Annotated in this window: 19 protein-coding genes; 9 read left to right on the top strand and 10 right to left on the bottom strand. The window is 73.0% G+C overall.

Going from position 1 to position 14,664, the window contains the following annotated elements:
• Positions 1 to 61 precede the first annotated feature (61 nt).
• Complete coding sequence (locus ACI79Y_RS05815) at positions 62 to 595, bottom strand: hypothetical protein (RefSeq protein ID WP_457157561.1); 534 nt, start codon at positions 593 to 595, stop codon at positions 62 to 64.
• 451 nt (positions 596 to 1,046) lie between these two features.
• On the bottom strand, positions 1,047 to 1,445 hold the full coding sequence (locus tag ACI79Y_RS05810) for a hypothetical protein (RefSeq protein ID WP_457157560.1): 399 nt from the start codon (positions 1,443 to 1,445) through the stop codon (positions 1,047 to 1,049).
• A gap of 436 nt (positions 1,446 to 1,881) precedes the next feature.
• Between ACI79Y_RS05810 and ACI79Y_RS05805 the strand changes: the two genes are divergently transcribed.
• Together ACI79Y_RS05805 and ACI79Y_RS05800 are read left to right on the top strand one after the other, a co-directional pair.
• Positions 1,882 to 2,394 carry a DUF6221 family protein gene (locus ACI79Y_RS05805; RefSeq protein ID WP_457157559.1) on the top strand — a complete coding sequence of 171 codons (513 nt, stop codon included), beginning with the start codon at positions 1,882 to 1,884 and terminating at the stop codon, positions 2,392 to 2,394.
• Between the two features lie 583 nt (positions 2,395 to 2,977).
• Entirely contained in the window at positions 2,978 to 3,175 is a 198-nt protein-coding gene (locus tag ACI79Y_RS05800) for a hypothetical protein (RefSeq protein WP_457157558.1), read from the top strand.
• Positions 3,176 to 3,235: 60 nt separating this feature from the next.
• Here the strand turns inward: ACI79Y_RS05800 and ACI79Y_RS05795 are convergent, their stop codons facing one another.
• Positions 3,236 to 4,255: a cell wall-binding repeat-containing protein gene (locus ACI79Y_RS05795; RefSeq protein ID WP_457157557.1), complete on the bottom strand. Its 1,020-nt coding sequence runs from the start codon at positions 4,253 to 4,255 to the stop codon at positions 3,236 to 3,238.
• 229 nt (positions 4,256 to 4,484) lie between these two features.
• Here ACI79Y_RS05795 and ACI79Y_RS05790 point away from each other — a divergent pair, with 229 nt between their 5' ends.
• Positions 4,485 to 5,333 carry a mechanosensitive ion channel family protein gene (locus tag ACI79Y_RS05790; RefSeq protein ID WP_457157556.1) on the top strand — a complete coding sequence of 283 codons (849 nt, stop codon included), beginning with the start codon at positions 4,485 to 4,487 and terminating at the stop codon, positions 5,331 to 5,333.
• 18 nt (positions 5,334 to 5,351) lie between these two features.
• On the opposite strand, the gene ACI79Y_RS05785 is transcribed toward ACI79Y_RS05790, so the two are convergent.
• Positions 5,352 to 5,765, bottom strand: coding sequence for a hypothetical protein (locus tag ACI79Y_RS05785; protein ID WP_457157555.1), 414 nt, complete (start codon positions 5,763 to 5,765; stop codon positions 5,352 to 5,354).
• A gap of 118 nt (positions 5,766 to 5,883) precedes the next feature.
• Here ACI79Y_RS05785 and ACI79Y_RS05780 point away from each other — a divergent pair, with 118 nt between their 5' ends.
• On the top strand, positions 5,884 to 6,498 hold the full coding sequence (locus tag ACI79Y_RS05780; RefSeq protein ID WP_457157554.1) for a hypothetical protein: 615 nt from the start codon (positions 5,884 to 5,886) through the stop codon (positions 6,496 to 6,498).
• Positions 6,499 to 6,544: 46 nt separating this feature from the next.
• On the opposite strand, the gene ACI79Y_RS05775 is transcribed toward ACI79Y_RS05780, so the two are convergent.
• Both ACI79Y_RS05775 and ACI79Y_RS05770 read right to left on the bottom strand, forming a co-directional pair.
• Positions 6,545 to 6,952: a hypothetical protein gene (locus ACI79Y_RS05775; protein ID WP_457157553.1), complete on the bottom strand. Its 408-nt coding sequence runs from the start codon at positions 6,950 to 6,952 to the stop codon at positions 6,545 to 6,547.
• Positions 6,953 to 7,033: 81 nt separating this feature from the next.
• A complete protein-coding gene (locus tag ACI79Y_RS05770; RefSeq protein ID WP_457157552.1) occupies positions 7,034 to 7,381 on the bottom strand; it encodes a hypothetical protein in 348 nt (115 codons plus the stop codon).
• Between the two features lie 217 nt (positions 7,382 to 7,598).
• Between ACI79Y_RS05770 and ACI79Y_RS05765 the strand changes: the two genes are divergently transcribed.
• Positions 7,599 to 8,612: an LLM class flavin-dependent oxidoreductase gene (locus tag ACI79Y_RS05765; RefSeq protein ID WP_457157551.1), complete on the top strand. Its 1,014-nt coding sequence runs from the start codon at positions 7,599 to 7,601 to the stop codon at positions 8,610 to 8,612.
• Between the two features lie 3 nt (positions 8,613 to 8,615).
• Here ACI79Y_RS05765 and ACI79Y_RS05760 read toward each other — a convergent pair whose 3' ends face one another.
• From ACI79Y_RS05760 to dhaK, 4 genes are all read right to left on the bottom strand, one after another.
• Positions 8,616 to 9,911, bottom strand: a complete 1,296-nt coding sequence (locus ACI79Y_RS05760; protein ID WP_457157550.1) for a C40 family peptidase — start codon at positions 9,909 to 9,911, stop codon at positions 8,616 to 8,618.
• 121 nt (positions 9,912 to 10,032) lie between these two features.
• The gene (gene dhaM / locus ACI79Y_RS05755; protein ID WP_457083071.1) at positions 10,033 to 10,443 is read right to left on the bottom strand and encodes a dihydroxyacetone kinase phosphoryl donor subunit DhaM; all 411 of its coding nucleotides are present in this window, start codon (positions 10,441 to 10,443) and stop codon (positions 10,033 to 10,035) included.
• Between the two features lie 6 nt (positions 10,444 to 10,449).
• Positions 10,450 to 11,085 carry a dihydroxyacetone kinase subunit DhaL gene (gene dhaL, locus ACI79Y_RS05750; RefSeq protein ID WP_457157549.1) on the bottom strand — a complete coding sequence of 212 codons (636 nt, stop codon included), beginning with the start codon at positions 11,083 to 11,085 and terminating at the stop codon, positions 10,450 to 10,452.
• A 2-nt stretch (positions 11,086 to 11,087) separates the two neighbouring features.
• Positions 11,088 to 12,089: a dihydroxyacetone kinase subunit DhaK gene (dhaK, locus tag ACI79Y_RS05745; protein ID WP_457157548.1), complete on the bottom strand. Its 1,002-nt coding sequence runs from the start codon at positions 12,087 to 12,089 to the stop codon at positions 11,088 to 11,090.
• Positions 12,090 to 12,376: 287 nt separating this feature from the next.
• Between dhaK and ACI79Y_RS05740 the strand changes: the two genes are divergently transcribed.
• The 4 genes from ACI79Y_RS05740 to ACI79Y_RS05725 all read left to right on the top strand — a co-directional run bounded on the left by ACI79Y_RS05740 (position 12,377) and on the right by ACI79Y_RS05725 (position 14,547).
• Positions 12,377 to 13,381, top strand: a complete 1,005-nt coding sequence (locus tag ACI79Y_RS05740) for an alcohol dehydrogenase catalytic domain-containing protein (protein ID WP_457157547.1) — start codon at positions 12,377 to 12,379, stop codon at positions 13,379 to 13,381.
• 36 nt (positions 13,382 to 13,417) lie between these two features.
• Positions 13,418 to 13,600, top strand: a complete 183-nt coding sequence (locus tag ACI79Y_RS05735) for a hypothetical protein (RefSeq protein WP_457157546.1) — start codon at positions 13,418 to 13,420, stop codon at positions 13,598 to 13,600.
• A 77-nt stretch (positions 13,601 to 13,677) separates the two neighbouring features.
• The gene (locus tag ACI79Y_RS05730) at positions 13,678 to 13,875 is read left to right on the top strand and encodes a hypothetical protein (RefSeq protein WP_457157545.1); all 198 of its coding nucleotides are present in this window, start codon (positions 13,678 to 13,680) and stop codon (positions 13,873 to 13,875) included.
• 69 nt (positions 13,876 to 13,944) lie between these two features.
• Entirely contained in the window at positions 13,945 to 14,547 is a 603-nt protein-coding gene (locus ACI79Y_RS05725) for a GDSL-type esterase/lipase family protein (protein WP_457157544.1), read from the top strand.
• Positions 14,548 to 14,664 lie beyond the last annotated feature (117 nt).

The following is a 14,664-nucleotide window of genomic DNA, read 5'->3' as shown; positions in this document are numbered from 1 at the left end:
ACGATGACTCCTTGGCTCGACACTGTGCACCTGGGGGAGGGGCGGGCGATAGAGCTACAGGTCAGACTGCGTCGGAGCTTCTCCGGCCGGCGGACCATGCCGAGGTGAGTACGGGCCCGGCAGCCGCGGGCTCGGAACGGGTGGTCGGGCTCTGCCGGCCGAGGGCGTCGATCAGCTTGTCGACGCCGGCCTTGAGGTTCGCGAAGTCGGAACTGCCGCTGTTCTCGCTGATGAGGTTGTGGAGGTAGCCGGCCGAGATCGGCTGGCTGGCGGGGAGCCGTCCCTGTGCCCGGTCGATCGCCATGATGTGCACCAGCATCGGGGCCAGGGCGTGCCCCTTCGGGTCGACTCCGTCGGCGTTCAGGTCGACGCCGAGAGCGTCAGTGATCAGGCTGCGGTCGGCGGCGGTCAGGTTGGCGAGGTTGTTGGCCTTGCCGTTCCAGCGGTCGGTGACACCAGCCGTCGGCGCCGTCGGCCGCGGAGCGGCTGCGGCAGCTGACCCCGACACCGAGAAGCTTGAGTTGATCACTAGCTCACCCTCCTGCTGAGACAGCCCTGTGCGGTGCCGATGACAACTGATTGCTGTTATCGGCACCGAGCCGGGCGGATATGACGCCGAAACAGCCCGGAAGCGGGCATTCGGGTCACTCCCTCCGCTGAGCCATAGGCGACAGCGTCCGTTTCCCGCTGTCCGACCTCAGCTTCTGGGTGTGGTCAGTTGGACGGACAGGTCTAGCGCGGCACGCGGATGTAAGAGCTGAACTCGTCGAGGTCGCTGGGCACCGCGCAATCCAAGTCGAAGTTCCCTGTCGCTCAGAGCCGCCCGCGCTCCCTTCGTTCGGCAGCGACGCGCTGCCATCGCCCGTCTCAGCACTCCTCCCTCGGCGGGACGTCCACCCTGAGACCGTCCGACGTGGCGGCGGGGCTACCGGGAGCCTCGGCGTTCCCGATGGCCCCACCGATGGGAATGTCGGCGCGGTCGTCGGTGGGCTCGGACGCAGTCGTGGGCTCTTCGTCAGAGTCCGGGGAACCCGGGGTGGCCCCGGTCAACCTCGCAGGCCGGACTCGAACGCCCGCCGCAGGACGAGCTCCGCCGTGGTCGGATCGGCGGCTGCCGCGCGCGAGCACCCCACGGCTCCCGGTGCCAACAAGTGCCACCAGTTGCCTTCGACCTCCAGTACGACGGCGCTGGCTCGCACCGCCCCGGGGTCCACCCTCCGGTCGAAGGCGACGTCCTCGGCGACTTGACGGACCAGCCGATACGGAAAGCTGCCTTCCCGTTCATCGCGCTGCTCGAGCCGGAGCTGATTCACCCAGCGGTGCGCGTGCGGAAAGGTGTCGACCGCGGCCCGCTGCAGCGCTGGACGGTCAGCGAGGGCAGCAAAATCTGGCGGCGACCCGGCCTGCTCGCGCCGCGCTCGCAGCGCTTCGCGTACCGCCGACATGCCCGGGTCCGCAGGCTCCCCTTGCGTCTGCACCTGAAAGTTGCGTCTGCACCTGAAAGCCGAGCACGGTCGCCCACCAATCGGCCCACTGCTGCCCCGCCTCCTGACGCTCCTCGGTAGAGAGCAGACCGCGGTGGTCCGGGACCGTGCCGGAAAGCGGCGGCGGCACCGCTGGCCCTGGCAGCACCGGCAACCCAAGGGCATCACGGATGAACAGGGCGACGTGCGACATCTCGTCGCGGCCAGAGTCAGCGAACCGCCACGACGTCGTTCCGGCGAACTTCACAACCTGCCTCCCTCGGACGTGGACACGCTCTCGCAACGCACCGCCGCGGTCTAGCGGACGCGCAGCGCGGCCTCAGCCCCGCCAGGGCTCGCCGGCCCGAAAACGGTTGGGTATCGGTCAGTCCGCTAACGGGCGGTTTCGGTCAACCTCATGCGTGGGCTGACTGGCCGACCTGCTGCCCATCAGCGGCGATCGGCTCAAGCGCCACGTCACTTGATCCAAGAGGATGACCGCATGACCGGGTTGTGCGACTTCCTGTTGGCCCGCATCGCCGAAGATGAGGCGGCGGCCTATGCAGCGTTCCAGTCGGTCGGAGAGCACCAGGTGGGCGGCTGGTACTGGAGCAACGCGGGTGACGCTGTCTTTCTCGATCACACAGCCAATCCAGTCGCTTGCGGCCCGTGGCAGCAGTTGATGCACCAGCCGTCCGCCCACCACATCGTCCGCTGGGATCCTGAAAGAGTCGTCGCAGAGTGCGACGCTAAGCGGAGGGTCGTAGAGGGGTGCGCAGCAGCGCTCGTTGTCCCTCCGCTCCATCGGAAGCTCTTGGCCAGCAGTGTGAACTACGACAGGGGTCGGCGGGAGCTCGCCGACCAAGCCCTACGCCTGCTCGCCCTGCCGTACGCCGACCACCCTGGCTATCGCCAGGAGTGGCGGCCATAGGCCTGCGCCGCAATTGGCTGATCGTGGTGCTTACTGCGCTTGACTGCGGTGCGCCGGTAAAGGCCGTTCTGTCGGCTCAGTGCGAAGTTGTCGACATCACGGCGCGGGGACGTGGTTGCCGCGCCGCGCTGCGTGCCACCGTGCCGGCGCCGAGTCTCGGCAGGCTCTCCCGGGTCCCTGTCGGGCGCCCGGCTGCCCTGACCGACGGGCTCAGTCGAGCTCACCCCTCAAGTCGTCAGACTGTCCGGTCGAGTGGTCCGTTGGGGGCCGAGGTCGCGCCGTCCAGTCCGCAGAAAGTCCGCAAGAGTCCGCAAAACGGTCGACTCTGGCCAGCAGGCCCCAACGCCACCAAATGGCAAAGGGGCAGCTCGGCAGCCTGTTCCGTTGATCGTCGTCGACGTCCGGACACCCCGTCGACGTTCCGCTTCAATGTCTGAGCCGCCCACGGCGGGGCGGCGGGCATTCCCGGCGTCGCTCCGGCGTTGGTCTACAGCACCCGCTCGCTGCTGCCGATGTGGCCCACGACCGGATGCTGCGTGGCCACGTCGGGTGACCACCGGGACCGCACGACCGAGGAGACGTCATGGAGTACCTGCGCCAGTTGCAGGCGGAGCGGCCGGTGCTGTTCTGGGTGGGCATGCTGGTGGCCTTCCTGGTGGTCTTCCAGCTGGCCCTCTACCTCATCGGGCTCGTCATCGGGCCGTTCGGGCTGCCGTCGTGGGCGCCGATCGTGGTGCTGCTGGGTGGCCTGGTCCTCGTCGCCCGACGCCAGCAGCGCTGACGCCGGGGGGAGGCGGCCCGTCGCGCCGGCCGGCGGCACGGCGCGACGGGCCCGGTCCGGTCAGCAGCGCCGGAGGTTGGCAGCGGCGTCACTCACCATCGCGGTGCCGCCGACCACCAGCACGTTGTCCCGCATCCGGAACTCGTCGATGTAGTCGAGCGTCGGCCCCGGCACGCAGGCCTTCCGGGTCAGCAGCACGTTGTACTCCGACTGCTGGGCCTGGGTGTACGGCACCGCGGACAGCGCCGGCTGCCACATCTCGCCGCTGACCAGGACCACGTTGATCGGCTCCCAGCCGACCGTGCGCAGCGCCTCGACGTTCGTCTCGTACCGGTCGGCGCCGGCGATCCGCTGCACGACGGCGCCCGGGGTGATCGACCGGACCTGGGTCAGCACCGAGCCGGAGAGCACACCGGTGTTCCCGATCAGGACGACGCGGCTGGGCTGGAGCCGGCGCAGTTCGGCCTCGGTGGCCGGCGGCAGCGACGCCTTCTGCGACAGGAGCACCGTGCCGCCGGCCTGCAGGGCCGCGCCCATGCCGGCCTCGGCCTCCTGCGGCACCTCCCCGGACAGCAGGAAGACGATGTCGTTGCGGGCCTCGAACCGCTGGGAGACCTGCGCCGCGGTCTCGTAGCGGTCCACCCCGTTGATCCGCTCCACCGTGCCGGCGTACGAGCGCAGCGCCTTCTCCGTGGCCGAGGAGACCTTGTTCGTCCCACCGAGGACGACGATGTGGTCCAGCTCCATCTGCCGCAGGGCCGAGGTCACCACCGCGGGCATCGCTCCCTTGGTGGGCACGAGCAGCACGGGCGGTTCCCACTGGTGCCGGCCGTCGTCGACCCGCATCGCGTGGGCGACCACCGGTGCCATGAGGACGTCGGCGGGGTCGCTGCCGGAGGCGATCACCGCGACCCCGGAGTTCTCCGCTGGATCGCCGGCGGTCAGCAGCGCCATCTGCGCGGCGTTGGCGTACACGTCGTCGGTGCCCATCCGGTACGGAGCCGCATGGGCCGTGCCGGCCGCTCCGATGATGAGCGCGGCTGCCGCCGCCCCGACGGTCAGACTGCGTCGTCCGAACATCCTCGACCCCCGTGGAGATGTGTGTGGGCCCGCAGTGTGGCAACGCCCCCGCGGTCGTGACAGCCGCTGTCGCGGGCCCCTCGGTGCGGCGCTCGGCGACACACGGGCTCGGCGGCGGTGCGTCCCTCTCGATCACCCCGGCGTCACGCTGAGCAGTGCGTGGTCCCGATCCAGCGGCTCCCCGCGGCGGGCACGACTGATCCGCGGCCCGGCTGAGCATCCACCGGGGATGCCGGTCGACCCGCACCCGTCCGACGTCCTGGCCGCGACCGAGGACGTCGACGTCGTCATCGACGACGAGATCGCGCTCAGCGAGGTCCTGCAGGCGACGGGGGTGTTCCTCGCCTCGATCCTGCTCGCGGTGCTGCTGCGGCGGCTGCTGGTGCGGGCCCTGGACCACGACGCCAGCCGGCACGTCGGTCTCGTCGCCGGACGGTTCCTCGGGCTGGTCGCGGTCGCTGTCGGGGTGGTCTGGGCCCTGGACCTGCTGGGCGTGCAGATCGGCCCGCTGGTCGGCGCCCTGGGGGTGGGGGGCATCGCCATCGCGTTCGCCGCCCAGGACATGCTGCAGAACCTGATCGCCGGGGTGATGCTGCAGATCCGCCGTCCGCTGCGGCTGGGCGACCAGGTCGCCAGCGGCGACTACGAGGGCGTCGTCGCCGACGTGAACCTGCGGACGACGGTGCTGCAGACCTACGACGGGCTCGTCGTGTACCTGCCCAACGCCGAGGTGCTGAAGAACCCGATCATCAACTACACCCGCACCCCGCTGAGCCGGACGTCGCTCACCGTCGGGCTGGCCTACGACACCGACCTGGCGCGGGCCCGGGAGGTGCTGCTGGCGGCCTGCGCGGCCGCGGACGGCGTCGCGGACACCCCGCCCCCGGAGGTGTGGGTGGAGGAGTTCGCCGACTCCTCGATCAACCTCGCGGTGCGCTACTGGCACGCCGCTGACATCGCCAGTCGCTGGCGGGTGCGCAGCGGTGTCGCGATCTCGGTGAAGTCCGCACTGGACCGCGCCGGCATGACCATCCCGTTCCCGCAGCGGGTCCTCTGGTCGGGGAACGAGGGCCGGTAGGCGCCTGTTCGGAGCGGCTCACCCCAGGGACACGCTGAGCACGACCCGCTCCTCGCTGACCGTCGTGCACTCCAGCGTCAGCCCCACGACGGTGACGCTCTGGTCCTCCCGGCAGGACACCTCCGCGTTCTCGCCCACCCCGACGGTGGCCGTGCCGTCCTGCACGTCGCCGAGCGAGATCGGGGTGCCCAGCACCTCGACCGTGGTGCCGTCGCCGGGCAGCGTCACCGAGCAGGTGCCGTCGGCGCAGTTCACCCCCGGATCGCCGGCGCCGTCCCCGGCCGAACCGCTGGCCGGGGTGTCGGGAAGGGTGGCCCCACCGGCCGGCGCGGACGAGGGATCGCCGTCGCCGGAGCACCCGGCGGTCGGCGCGAGCAGGACACCCCCGGCGAGCACGCCGGCGGCCAGGCGGAGAGTGTGGGTGCGGACCATGACCCAGGCTAGGTCGGCGTGGCGCGGGCGCTCCACCGCGCGCCGGGTTCTCCCCGCCGGACGGCGGCGTGCGGCAGGATCGCTCCGTCGTCCGACCCCCCGACGGGAGCCCCGCACCGTGACCAGCCCGCAGCACCAGCCCGCCGCCATGGTGGTGCCCGCCTTCTTCGTGAAGCAGCGGATCACCGTGATGGTCAACCGCTACGAGATCCTGGCCGCCAACCCGGACGGCTCCGAGGGCCAGCTGCTGGCCCTCGCCGAGCAGAAGCGGATGAAGCTCAAGGAGGAGGTCGTCTTCTTCGCCGACGAGTCCAAGAGCCGCCGGGTCTTCTCCTTCAAGGCCCGCCAGCGGCTGGACGTCGCGGCCGAGCACGACGTGTACGACGAGCAGGGCCAGCCGCTGGGCATGTTCAGCAAGCAGTTCGGCGCCAGCCTGCTGCGCTCGACCTGGAAGCTCTCCGCCCCCGGCATCGAGGCGGTCGGGCAGGAGCGGCGCCCGGTGCTCGCCGTCGTCCGCCGGGTCTGGACGTTCCTGCCCGTCGTGGGCGACGTGTGGGTGCCGTTCGTCTTCCACTTCGACTTCACCGACACCGCGAGCGGGCAGACCGTGCTGGTCAGCGAGCGGCAGAAGGCCGTCCGGGACCGCTACCGGGTCACCGTCCCCGATCCGCGGCTGGACTTCCGGGTGGCCGCGTCGATGGCGGTGGCCCTGGACGCACTGCAGAGCCGCTGAGCCGCACTGCAGAGCCGCTGAGCCGCGCGGCGGTGCCGGTGACCGCTCAGAGGTAGCGGGCCTCCAGCTCGGCGAAGAACGCCTTCGCCAGCGCGACGAAGTCGGCCTCGCGCAGGGCGATCTCGTCGCCCACCCGGTGGCCCAGCACGCTGTGCCCCCGGTGGCAGCGCAGCTGCCGGTCGGCCAGCACCCGGCCGCCGTTGAGCAGTGAGGTGGCGAGCAGGCGCACCTCGGTGAGCGCGTTGCCGTCCCCGCCCTCGGCGTCGCGGCCCCGGTGCACGAAGGCGCCCTCGAGCAGCAGCACCAGGTCGTTGAAGTAGACCGGCTCGAACTCGTCCAGGGCAGGGTGCCCGCCCACGGCGGTCACCAGTTCCCGCCAGGCGGCCACCCGGGCGTCGACGACCGCCCGCCGGGCGTCGATGTGGTCCTGGCTGTAGCAGCTGTGGCTCAACACGGCGACTCCTCGACGAGACGCGCGCTCCTGCCGGGGCGTGGTCTCCCGAGGATCCCACCGGGGGGCCTCAGGGGAAAGGGGTCAGACCCAGCTGTAGCGCTGCTCGCCGGTCCGCGGCCGAGGGACCTCCCAGCCGGCCGGCGACGGGGCGTCCTCCCAGCGGTGTCCGTACCGGATCGGGACCACGAGGTCGTCGTCGGTCCGGTGCCGAGGGACCGGCGGCGGGGTGTAGCGGGCGGCCTGCCACTGGGGGAGCCGGACGTCGGCCAGCGGCATCCAGCTGGCCCGCCGCAGGCCGCCGATCTCGAACTGGACCCGCAGCTCGCAGGTGCCCCAGGCGTCGTGACGCCACCCCACCAGGGCGGCGGGGAACCACTCGCCTAGGTGGAAGAACTCGATGTCCAACGGTGCGCCCGCGAGCGTCGTCATCCCCTGATCCGGCACGAGGCGGACTGTAAGGCGTTGATCATGTACGCCGGGTGAGGCGCGCGACGGATGTGACCTGCGGGCCGAACGTGACTCGGCGTCGCCGGCCGGCCACCTCCGCGCTGGCCGGCCGGCTGCTCCGGCGTCCATCCAGGAGGGGAGCCGGCGCAGTGCGGCAGCGCACCGGCCGGGCGGGAAGCAGGTCCGGGACCTGCGCGTTGTGCAGGTCAACCGACTGGAAGGCCTGCACCTCATGCGCATCCCGCTGTCCGTCCTCGACCTGGCCCCGATCGCCCGCGGGGAGACCGCCAGCAGCAGCATCGCGGCCAGCGTGGCCCTCGCCCAGCGCGCGGAGGCCGCCGGCTACCGGCGGGTCTGGTACGCCGAGCACCACAACATGCCCACCATCGCCTCCTCGGCGACCAGCGTGCTGATCTCCCACGTGGGGGCGCAGACGAGCTCGATCCGGCTCGGCGCCGGTGGCGTCATGCTGCCCAACCACTCGCCGCTGACGATCGCCGAGCAGTTCGGCACGCTCGCCGCGATGTACCCCGACCGCATCGACCTGGGCCTGGGCCGGGCGCCCGGCTCGGACCAGAACACCATGTACGCGCTGCGCCGCGACCCGAACTCCGCGGAGACCTTCCCGCAGGACGTGCTGGAGCTGCAGGCCTACCTGACCGGCAACTCCCGGGTGCCCGGTGTGGACGCGATCCCCGGCAAGGGTTCCGACGTGCCGCTGTACATCCTCGGCTCCTCCCTGTTCGGTGCCCACCTCGCCGCCGCCCTGGGCCTGCCGTACGCCTTCGCCAGCCACTTCGCCCCGCAGGCGCTGGAGGCCGCCGTCGCCACCTACCGGCGGGAGTTCAAGCCGTCGGAGCAGCTGGCCGAGCCTTACGTGATCGCCGGCGTGAACGTCGTCGCCGCCGACACGGAGGAGGTCGCGCAGCAGAACCTGACCGCGGTGCGGCGCAACCTCGCGATCGGGCTGTTCGGCCGCGGCCGGCCGCTCTCCGACGAGGAGGCGGACGTGCTGCTCGAGGAGGGCGCTGGCCACCACGTGAGCTCGATGCTCACCCACACCGCCGTCGGCACCCCGGCCCAGGTCGGGGACTTCCTCGACCGGTTCGTGAAGCAGGCCGACGCCGACGAGCTGATCGTCGCCCACCAGTCGCCCACCACCGAGGGCCGGCTGCGGTCGGTCGAGCTGACTGCCGAGGCCGTCGCGGACTGATGCTCAGGCGCTGGGGCGGACGCCGCCGATGAAGCCGCCCCAGCGCATCGAGGTGACCCGGATGACCGAGCCGCTCTGCGGGGCCTCGAGGATCTGGCCGCCGCCCAGGTAGATCGCCACGTGGTGGATGGTCGCCGGGTTGCCGGTGTCGGTCGCCCAGAAGACCAGGTCGCCGCGCTGCAGGTCCTCGCGCGAGACCTTGGGCAGCGCCGAGTACTGGGCCCGGCTGTTGCGCGGGATGCTGACGCCGGCCCGGGCGTAGGCGTAGCGGGTGAGCCCGGAGCAGTCGAAGCCGACGACGCCGGCGTCCACGCCCCAGCCGACGCTCGGGCCGGACAGCGAACCGCCGCCCCAGGAGTAGATGGTGCCCAAGTAGCGCTCCGCGGCGTCGATCGCGGTCTCCACGGCCGAGGTCGACCCGGCGCCGGCCGGGGGGCCGGACGACGCCCCAGCGGCCGGGCCGGAGGTGAGCTGCTGGCGCACCGGCGAGCTCTGCGCCCGGCTCTGGGCGGCCGCTGCCTGCTCGCGCTGTGCCTGCTCCGCGGCGGCCCGTGCGCCCTGCAGCCCGGACAGGGCCTGCTGGGCGGCGTCCAGCTGTGCCTGCAACCGGCTCTGCTGCGTCGCGAAGTCGGCGGCCTGCTGGCGGGCGCCGGCCTCGATCCGCTCGGCCCGGGCGAGCGCGTCGGCCGCTTCCTGCCGCAGCGCCTCCGCCTGAGCCAGAGCCTGGCGCGCGGCGGCGTCGGCGGCGGTGGCCTGCTGCTCGGCCACCGTGACGTCGGCGAGCACGTCGGTGCGGTGCACCCCCACCGCGTCCAGCAGCGCGGCGCGCTCCAGCACCTCCGCCGGGCCGCCGGCGTCCAGCAGCGCGGCCAGGCCGGGGGAGGTGCTGCCCTGCTGGTAGCTGCTGCGGGCGAAGGCGGCCACTGCCGCGCGGGCGGCGGCGAGCTCCTCGGCGGCCTGCCGGGCCGCGGCGGCGGCTGCCTCGGCGGCGGCCTGCGCCGTCTCGTACTCGGCCTGCTTGCCCTGGAAGGTGTCCAGCGCGATCGCCGACTGCGCCTGCGCGGCGGCGAGCTCGGCCTGCGCACCGGCGAGCTGGGCGGCGACCGCACCGACCTGCCCGGCGGCGTCGGCCTTCGCCCGTTCGGCGTCCTGCAGCTGGGCGTCACTGGGGTCGACCGGCGTCGCGGCGGCGATCCCCGGCGCGACCACCAGGGCGACGGAGACGGCGACGACGACGCCCGCCGCGCGGTGCGCCAGCCGTGCTCCGACCCGACGTCCGGCCGACACCTGCGTGCTCACGATCGCGCTCCTCAGCTGGTCCGCTCACCCGTTCGGGTGACCTGACCACCTGATCGGCGCGGTGCCGGAGGTGCTTGAGGGGCGGGAGTGGACGGAGTTGCCGGAAGCAACCCTCGTCGGCTCAGCCCAGGTGTGCCTGCTTCGGCGCCAGGCCGCGGGCCGCCTCGGCGGCGACTGCCTCCCGGGCGCCACCGCCGGCCGCCACCACCGCCGCGCCGACGAGCCCCTCGACCAGCGGGCCGGGGGAGAGCACCACCCGTTCGCGCAGCTCGTCGTCGACCAGCTCCAGCGCCGTCTCCGCCGAGAGCACCGCGCTGCCCAGGTCCATCAGCACCACGACGCCGTCACCGCGGTCCGCCGCGGTCAGCGCCTCGGAGATGGCGACCGCGTCGGTGCCCAGGCCGCCGTCGTCCAGCCCGGCCGCCACCTCGATCGGGACGTCCTGGGCGGTGAGCATCTGCCGGGCCAGCGTCACCGCCGCCTCGGCCAGCGGCCGGCTGTGCGAGACGACGACGAGCCCCACCTGCGCCATCGCCGGTCAGCCCAGCTCGGCGGCCGCGGCCTCGACCAGCAGCGTGGTCGAGGTGGCCCCGGGGTCCGGGTGGCCGGCGCTGCGCTCACCGAGGTAGCTGGCCCGGCCCTTGCGGGCGGTCATCGCAGTGGTCGAGTCGCGCCCCTCCCGGGCGGCGGCCGCGGCCGCCGCCAGCGCCTCGCGGAGCGGCCGGCCGCCGGCCAGCGCGGCGTCCAGCGCATCGCAGGCCGGGATGAGCGCGTCGAGCATCGTCTTGTCCCCGGCCTCCGCCTTGCCGCGCGCGACGACCCCGTCCAGCCCCGCGCGCATGGCCTTGGCGAAGGTCGCCGCGTCCCACGGCTCGGTCCCACCGGCACCGGCCAGGCGCAGGAAGAACGTGCCGTACAGCGGGCCGCTGGCGCCGCCGACCTTGCTCACCAGGGTGGCGCCCACCCGCTTGAACAACGCGGCGGCGTCGGCGGGCGGTCCGTCGTCCAACGCGGCCACCACCGCGGACATGCCGCGGTCCATGTTCGTGCCGTGGTCGCCGTCGCCGATCGCCTGGTCCAGCCGCGTCAGCTCGTCGCGGTGCTCGGCGACGGCGTCGGCAAAGGCCCGCACCCAGGCCTGGAGGGCGTCGAGGGAGAGCTCGTCGTCGGCCACTCTCACACCCCCCACCGCAGCGCCGGGGTGCGCACCGGGGCGTCCCACAGGCGGAGCAGGTCGTCGTCCATCCGCAGCAGGGTCACCGAGCACCCGGCCATCTCCAGGCTGGTCATGTAGGAGCCCACCAGCGAGCGGGCCACCGGCACGCCGGCCTTCTCCAGCACCTGCACCACCTCGCCGAACATCAGGTACAGCTCGATCAGCGGGGTGCCGCCCATGCCGTTGAGGAACACCAGGACGCCGTCCCCGCCGGTGAAGTCCAGGTCGCCGAGCACCGGCTCGAGCAGCATCTCGGCGACCTCCCGGGCCGGCGCGACCGGCACCCGCCGGCGTCCCGGCTCCCCGTGGATGCCGATGCCGACCTCCATCTCGCCCTCGGGCAGGTCGAAGGTGGGGGTGCCGGCGCTGGGCACCGTGCAGGAGGTCAGCGCCACGCCCATGCTCCGGCTGCGGGCGTTCACGGTGCGGGCGACCTCGGCCACCTCGGCCAGCGACCGGCCCTGCTCGGCGGCCGCTCCCGCGGTCTTCTCGGCCAGCACGGTGGCGCCCACGCCCCGCCGGCCGGCGGTGTAGAGGCTGTCCTGCACCGCGACGTCGTCGTCGACCACCACCGAGACCACCTCGGTGCCGGACTCCGCGGCGACCAGCTCGGCGGCCATCTCGAAGTTCATGACGTCACCGGTGTAGTTCTTCACCAGGTGCAGCACACCGGCCCCGCCGTCGACGCCGGTGGTGGCGGCGACCATCTGGTCAGGCACGGGGGAGGTGAACACCTCCCCGGCGCAGGCGGCGTCGAGCATCCCGGCCCCGACGAGACCGCCGTGCATCGGCTCGTGCCCGGAGCCGCCACCGGAGACGATGCCGACCTTGCCCCGCACGGGGGCGTCACCGCGGAAGACGACCCGGTTGGGGTGGTCGACCCGCAGCTCGGGATGGGCGATCGCCAGGCCGCGCAGCGACTCCGCGACGACGTCGGCGGGGGAGTTGATCAGCTTCTTCACGGCGCTCCTCGAGTGTCGGGCTCCGTCGGCGGTGGCGTTGCCGTCCTGGCCGCCCGGGCCGCCGCCCACCAGAGTGGTCGGTGAACAGCCTGGGGTGGTGCAGCCCACGGCGCAAGCGAGTGCCGTGCGGCGTCCGCGATCGGTGCCCGCGACCGGTCCGGCGCGACGCGAGCGGTGCCGCACCGGCCCAGGAGGAGCACGATCGGGCCGTGGCCCGCCGGTCCGGTGCACGGAACCGGCCGGCGGGTGGCACCGGAGCACGGTCCCCGAGCAGAAGGAGCCAGAAGATGGCCGGCAACAGAGGCGTTGCGTACATCGAACCGGGGAAGGTCGAGGTCCACGACATCGACTACCCCAAGCTGGAGCTGCAGGACGGTCCCGGGGTCAACCCGGCGAACGTCGGCCGCCAGCTGCAGCACGGCGTCATCCTGAAGGTGGTCACCACGAACATCTGCGGCAGCGACCAGCACATGGTCCGCGGCCGGACGACGGCGCCGCCGAACCTGGTGCTCGGCCACGAGATCCTCGGTGAGGTCGTGGAGAAGGGCCGCGACGTCGAGTTCATCGAGGTCGGGGACCTCTGCTCGGTGCCGTTCAACATCGCCTGCGGGCGGTGCCGCAACTGCAAGGAGGGCAAGACCGGGATCTGCCTGAACGTGAACCCGGCCCGCCCGGGTGCGGCCTACGGGTACGTGGACATGGGCGGCTGGGTCGGCGGGCAGGCCGAGTACGTGACGGTGCCCTACGCGGACTGGAACCTGCTGAAGTTCCCCGACCGGGACCGGGCCATGGAGAAGGTCCTGGACCTGACGATGCTCTCGGACATCTTCCCGACCGGGTACCACGGCGCCTACACCGCCGGGGTCACGACGGGGTCGACGGTCTACATCGCCGGAGCCGGGCCGGTCGGGCTGGCCGCCGCCGTCTCCGCGCAGCTGCTGGGCGCCTCGGTGGTGATCGTCGGGGACCTCAACGAGGACCGGCTCGCGCAGGCCCGTTCCTTCGGCTGCGAGACCGTCGACGTCAGCAAGGGCGACCCGAAGGACCAGGTCGAGCAGCTGCTCGGCGAACCGGAGGTCGACGCCGCGGTGGACGCCGTCGGCTTCGAGGCCCGCGGGCACGGCGAAGGGGCGCAGGAGGAGGCGCCGGCGACGGTGCTCAACTCGCTGATGGAGGTCACCGCCGCCGGTGGCGCCATCGGCATCCCGGGCCTCTACGTCACCGGCGACCCCGGCGGCGTCGACGAGGCGGCGAAGGTCGGGGCACTGTCGCTGAGCCTGGGCACCGGCTGAGCGAAGTCGCTGTCGTTCACCACCGGGCAGTGCCCGGTGATGCGCTACAACCGCGGGCTGATGAAGGCGATCCTCGCCGACGAGGTACAGATCGCGAAGGCCGTCAACGCCACGGTGATCAGCCTCGACGACGCCCCGCGCGGGTACCAGGAGTTCGACTCCGGTGCCTCCCGCAAGTACGTCATCGACCCGCACGGGATGACCGGCAAGGCCGCCTGACCCGGTCCGGCCGCGGCGGCCCGGCACCGCTGCCGGGCCGGCGTTGCCGGCCTGCGGGGACGGGGGAGGATGGGGTGGTGAACGTCTTCACCGACTACGCCGAGACCCACTGGGTCCCGATCAACGGCGACATGGTCACGGTGCAGACCGTGGACGCCGCCGGCACGCGGGAGACCCACGTCCTCTCCGTTCCCGAGGCGCTGGCGCAGTTCAAGGTCAAGTACCCGTTCATCGATGACGGGATGGCCGCCGAGCTCTTCGCCCGCGGCGGCTAGCCGGCATTCCCGGCGCGGGCGAGCGGCAGCTCACGCAACACCCGCCGGTGGTGGGCCGTTGCACCTGGTGTGACGCTCCGCTTCCTCGTCCTCGGTGACTCCCTGGCCTTCGGCACCGGCGCCGCCTCCCCGGAGGACACCCTCGGCGCCCGGCTCACCCGCGAGCTCGAGGCGGTGGGCCTCTCGGTGCGCGTCGACGTGGTCGCCGTCCCCGGGGCGACCTCGCTCGACCTCGACGCCCAGGTCCGCCGGGCGCCGCGGGACGCCGACGTCGCCCTGCTGGTGGTCGGGGCCAACGACCTGACCCGCCGGGTTCCCCCGGCACAGGGCGCGGCGGCCCTCGGTGCCGCGGTGGCCGAGCTGCGCCGGCGGGGCACCGCGGTGCTCGTCGTCCCCACCCCGGACCTGTCCGCGGTGGCCTGGGTGCCGCCGGCGTTCCGCGCCGTGGTGGCGGCCGTCTGCGACCAGGCGCGCACCCGGCAGACCGCTGCCGCCGAGGCGGCCGGCGGGGTCGTCGCACCGGTGGGCCCGGCGCTGGCCGCGCGGTTCGCCGCGGAGCCGGCGCTGTTCTCCGCCGACCGGTTCCACCCGTCCTCGGCCGGCTACGCGCTGGTCGCCGAGGCGCTGGCCCCGCACCTGCTGGCCCTGGTCGAGCGCCGCGCCGCGGCCTGAGCCGGCCACCGAGATCCGCGGTCTCGTGGTCTCCCGGCTCGGGTGACCACGAGACCGCAAATCTCGGCCGGCAGTGGAGCTGGGAGGACGACGACGGCGGCCGCCCCTCGAGGGACG

Source organism: Modestobacter sp. SYSU DS0875, from assembly GCF_054050915.1.
The sequence above is the reverse complement of the archived record's forward strand: the minus strand, read 5'-3'. Positions and strand labels throughout refer to the sequence as shown.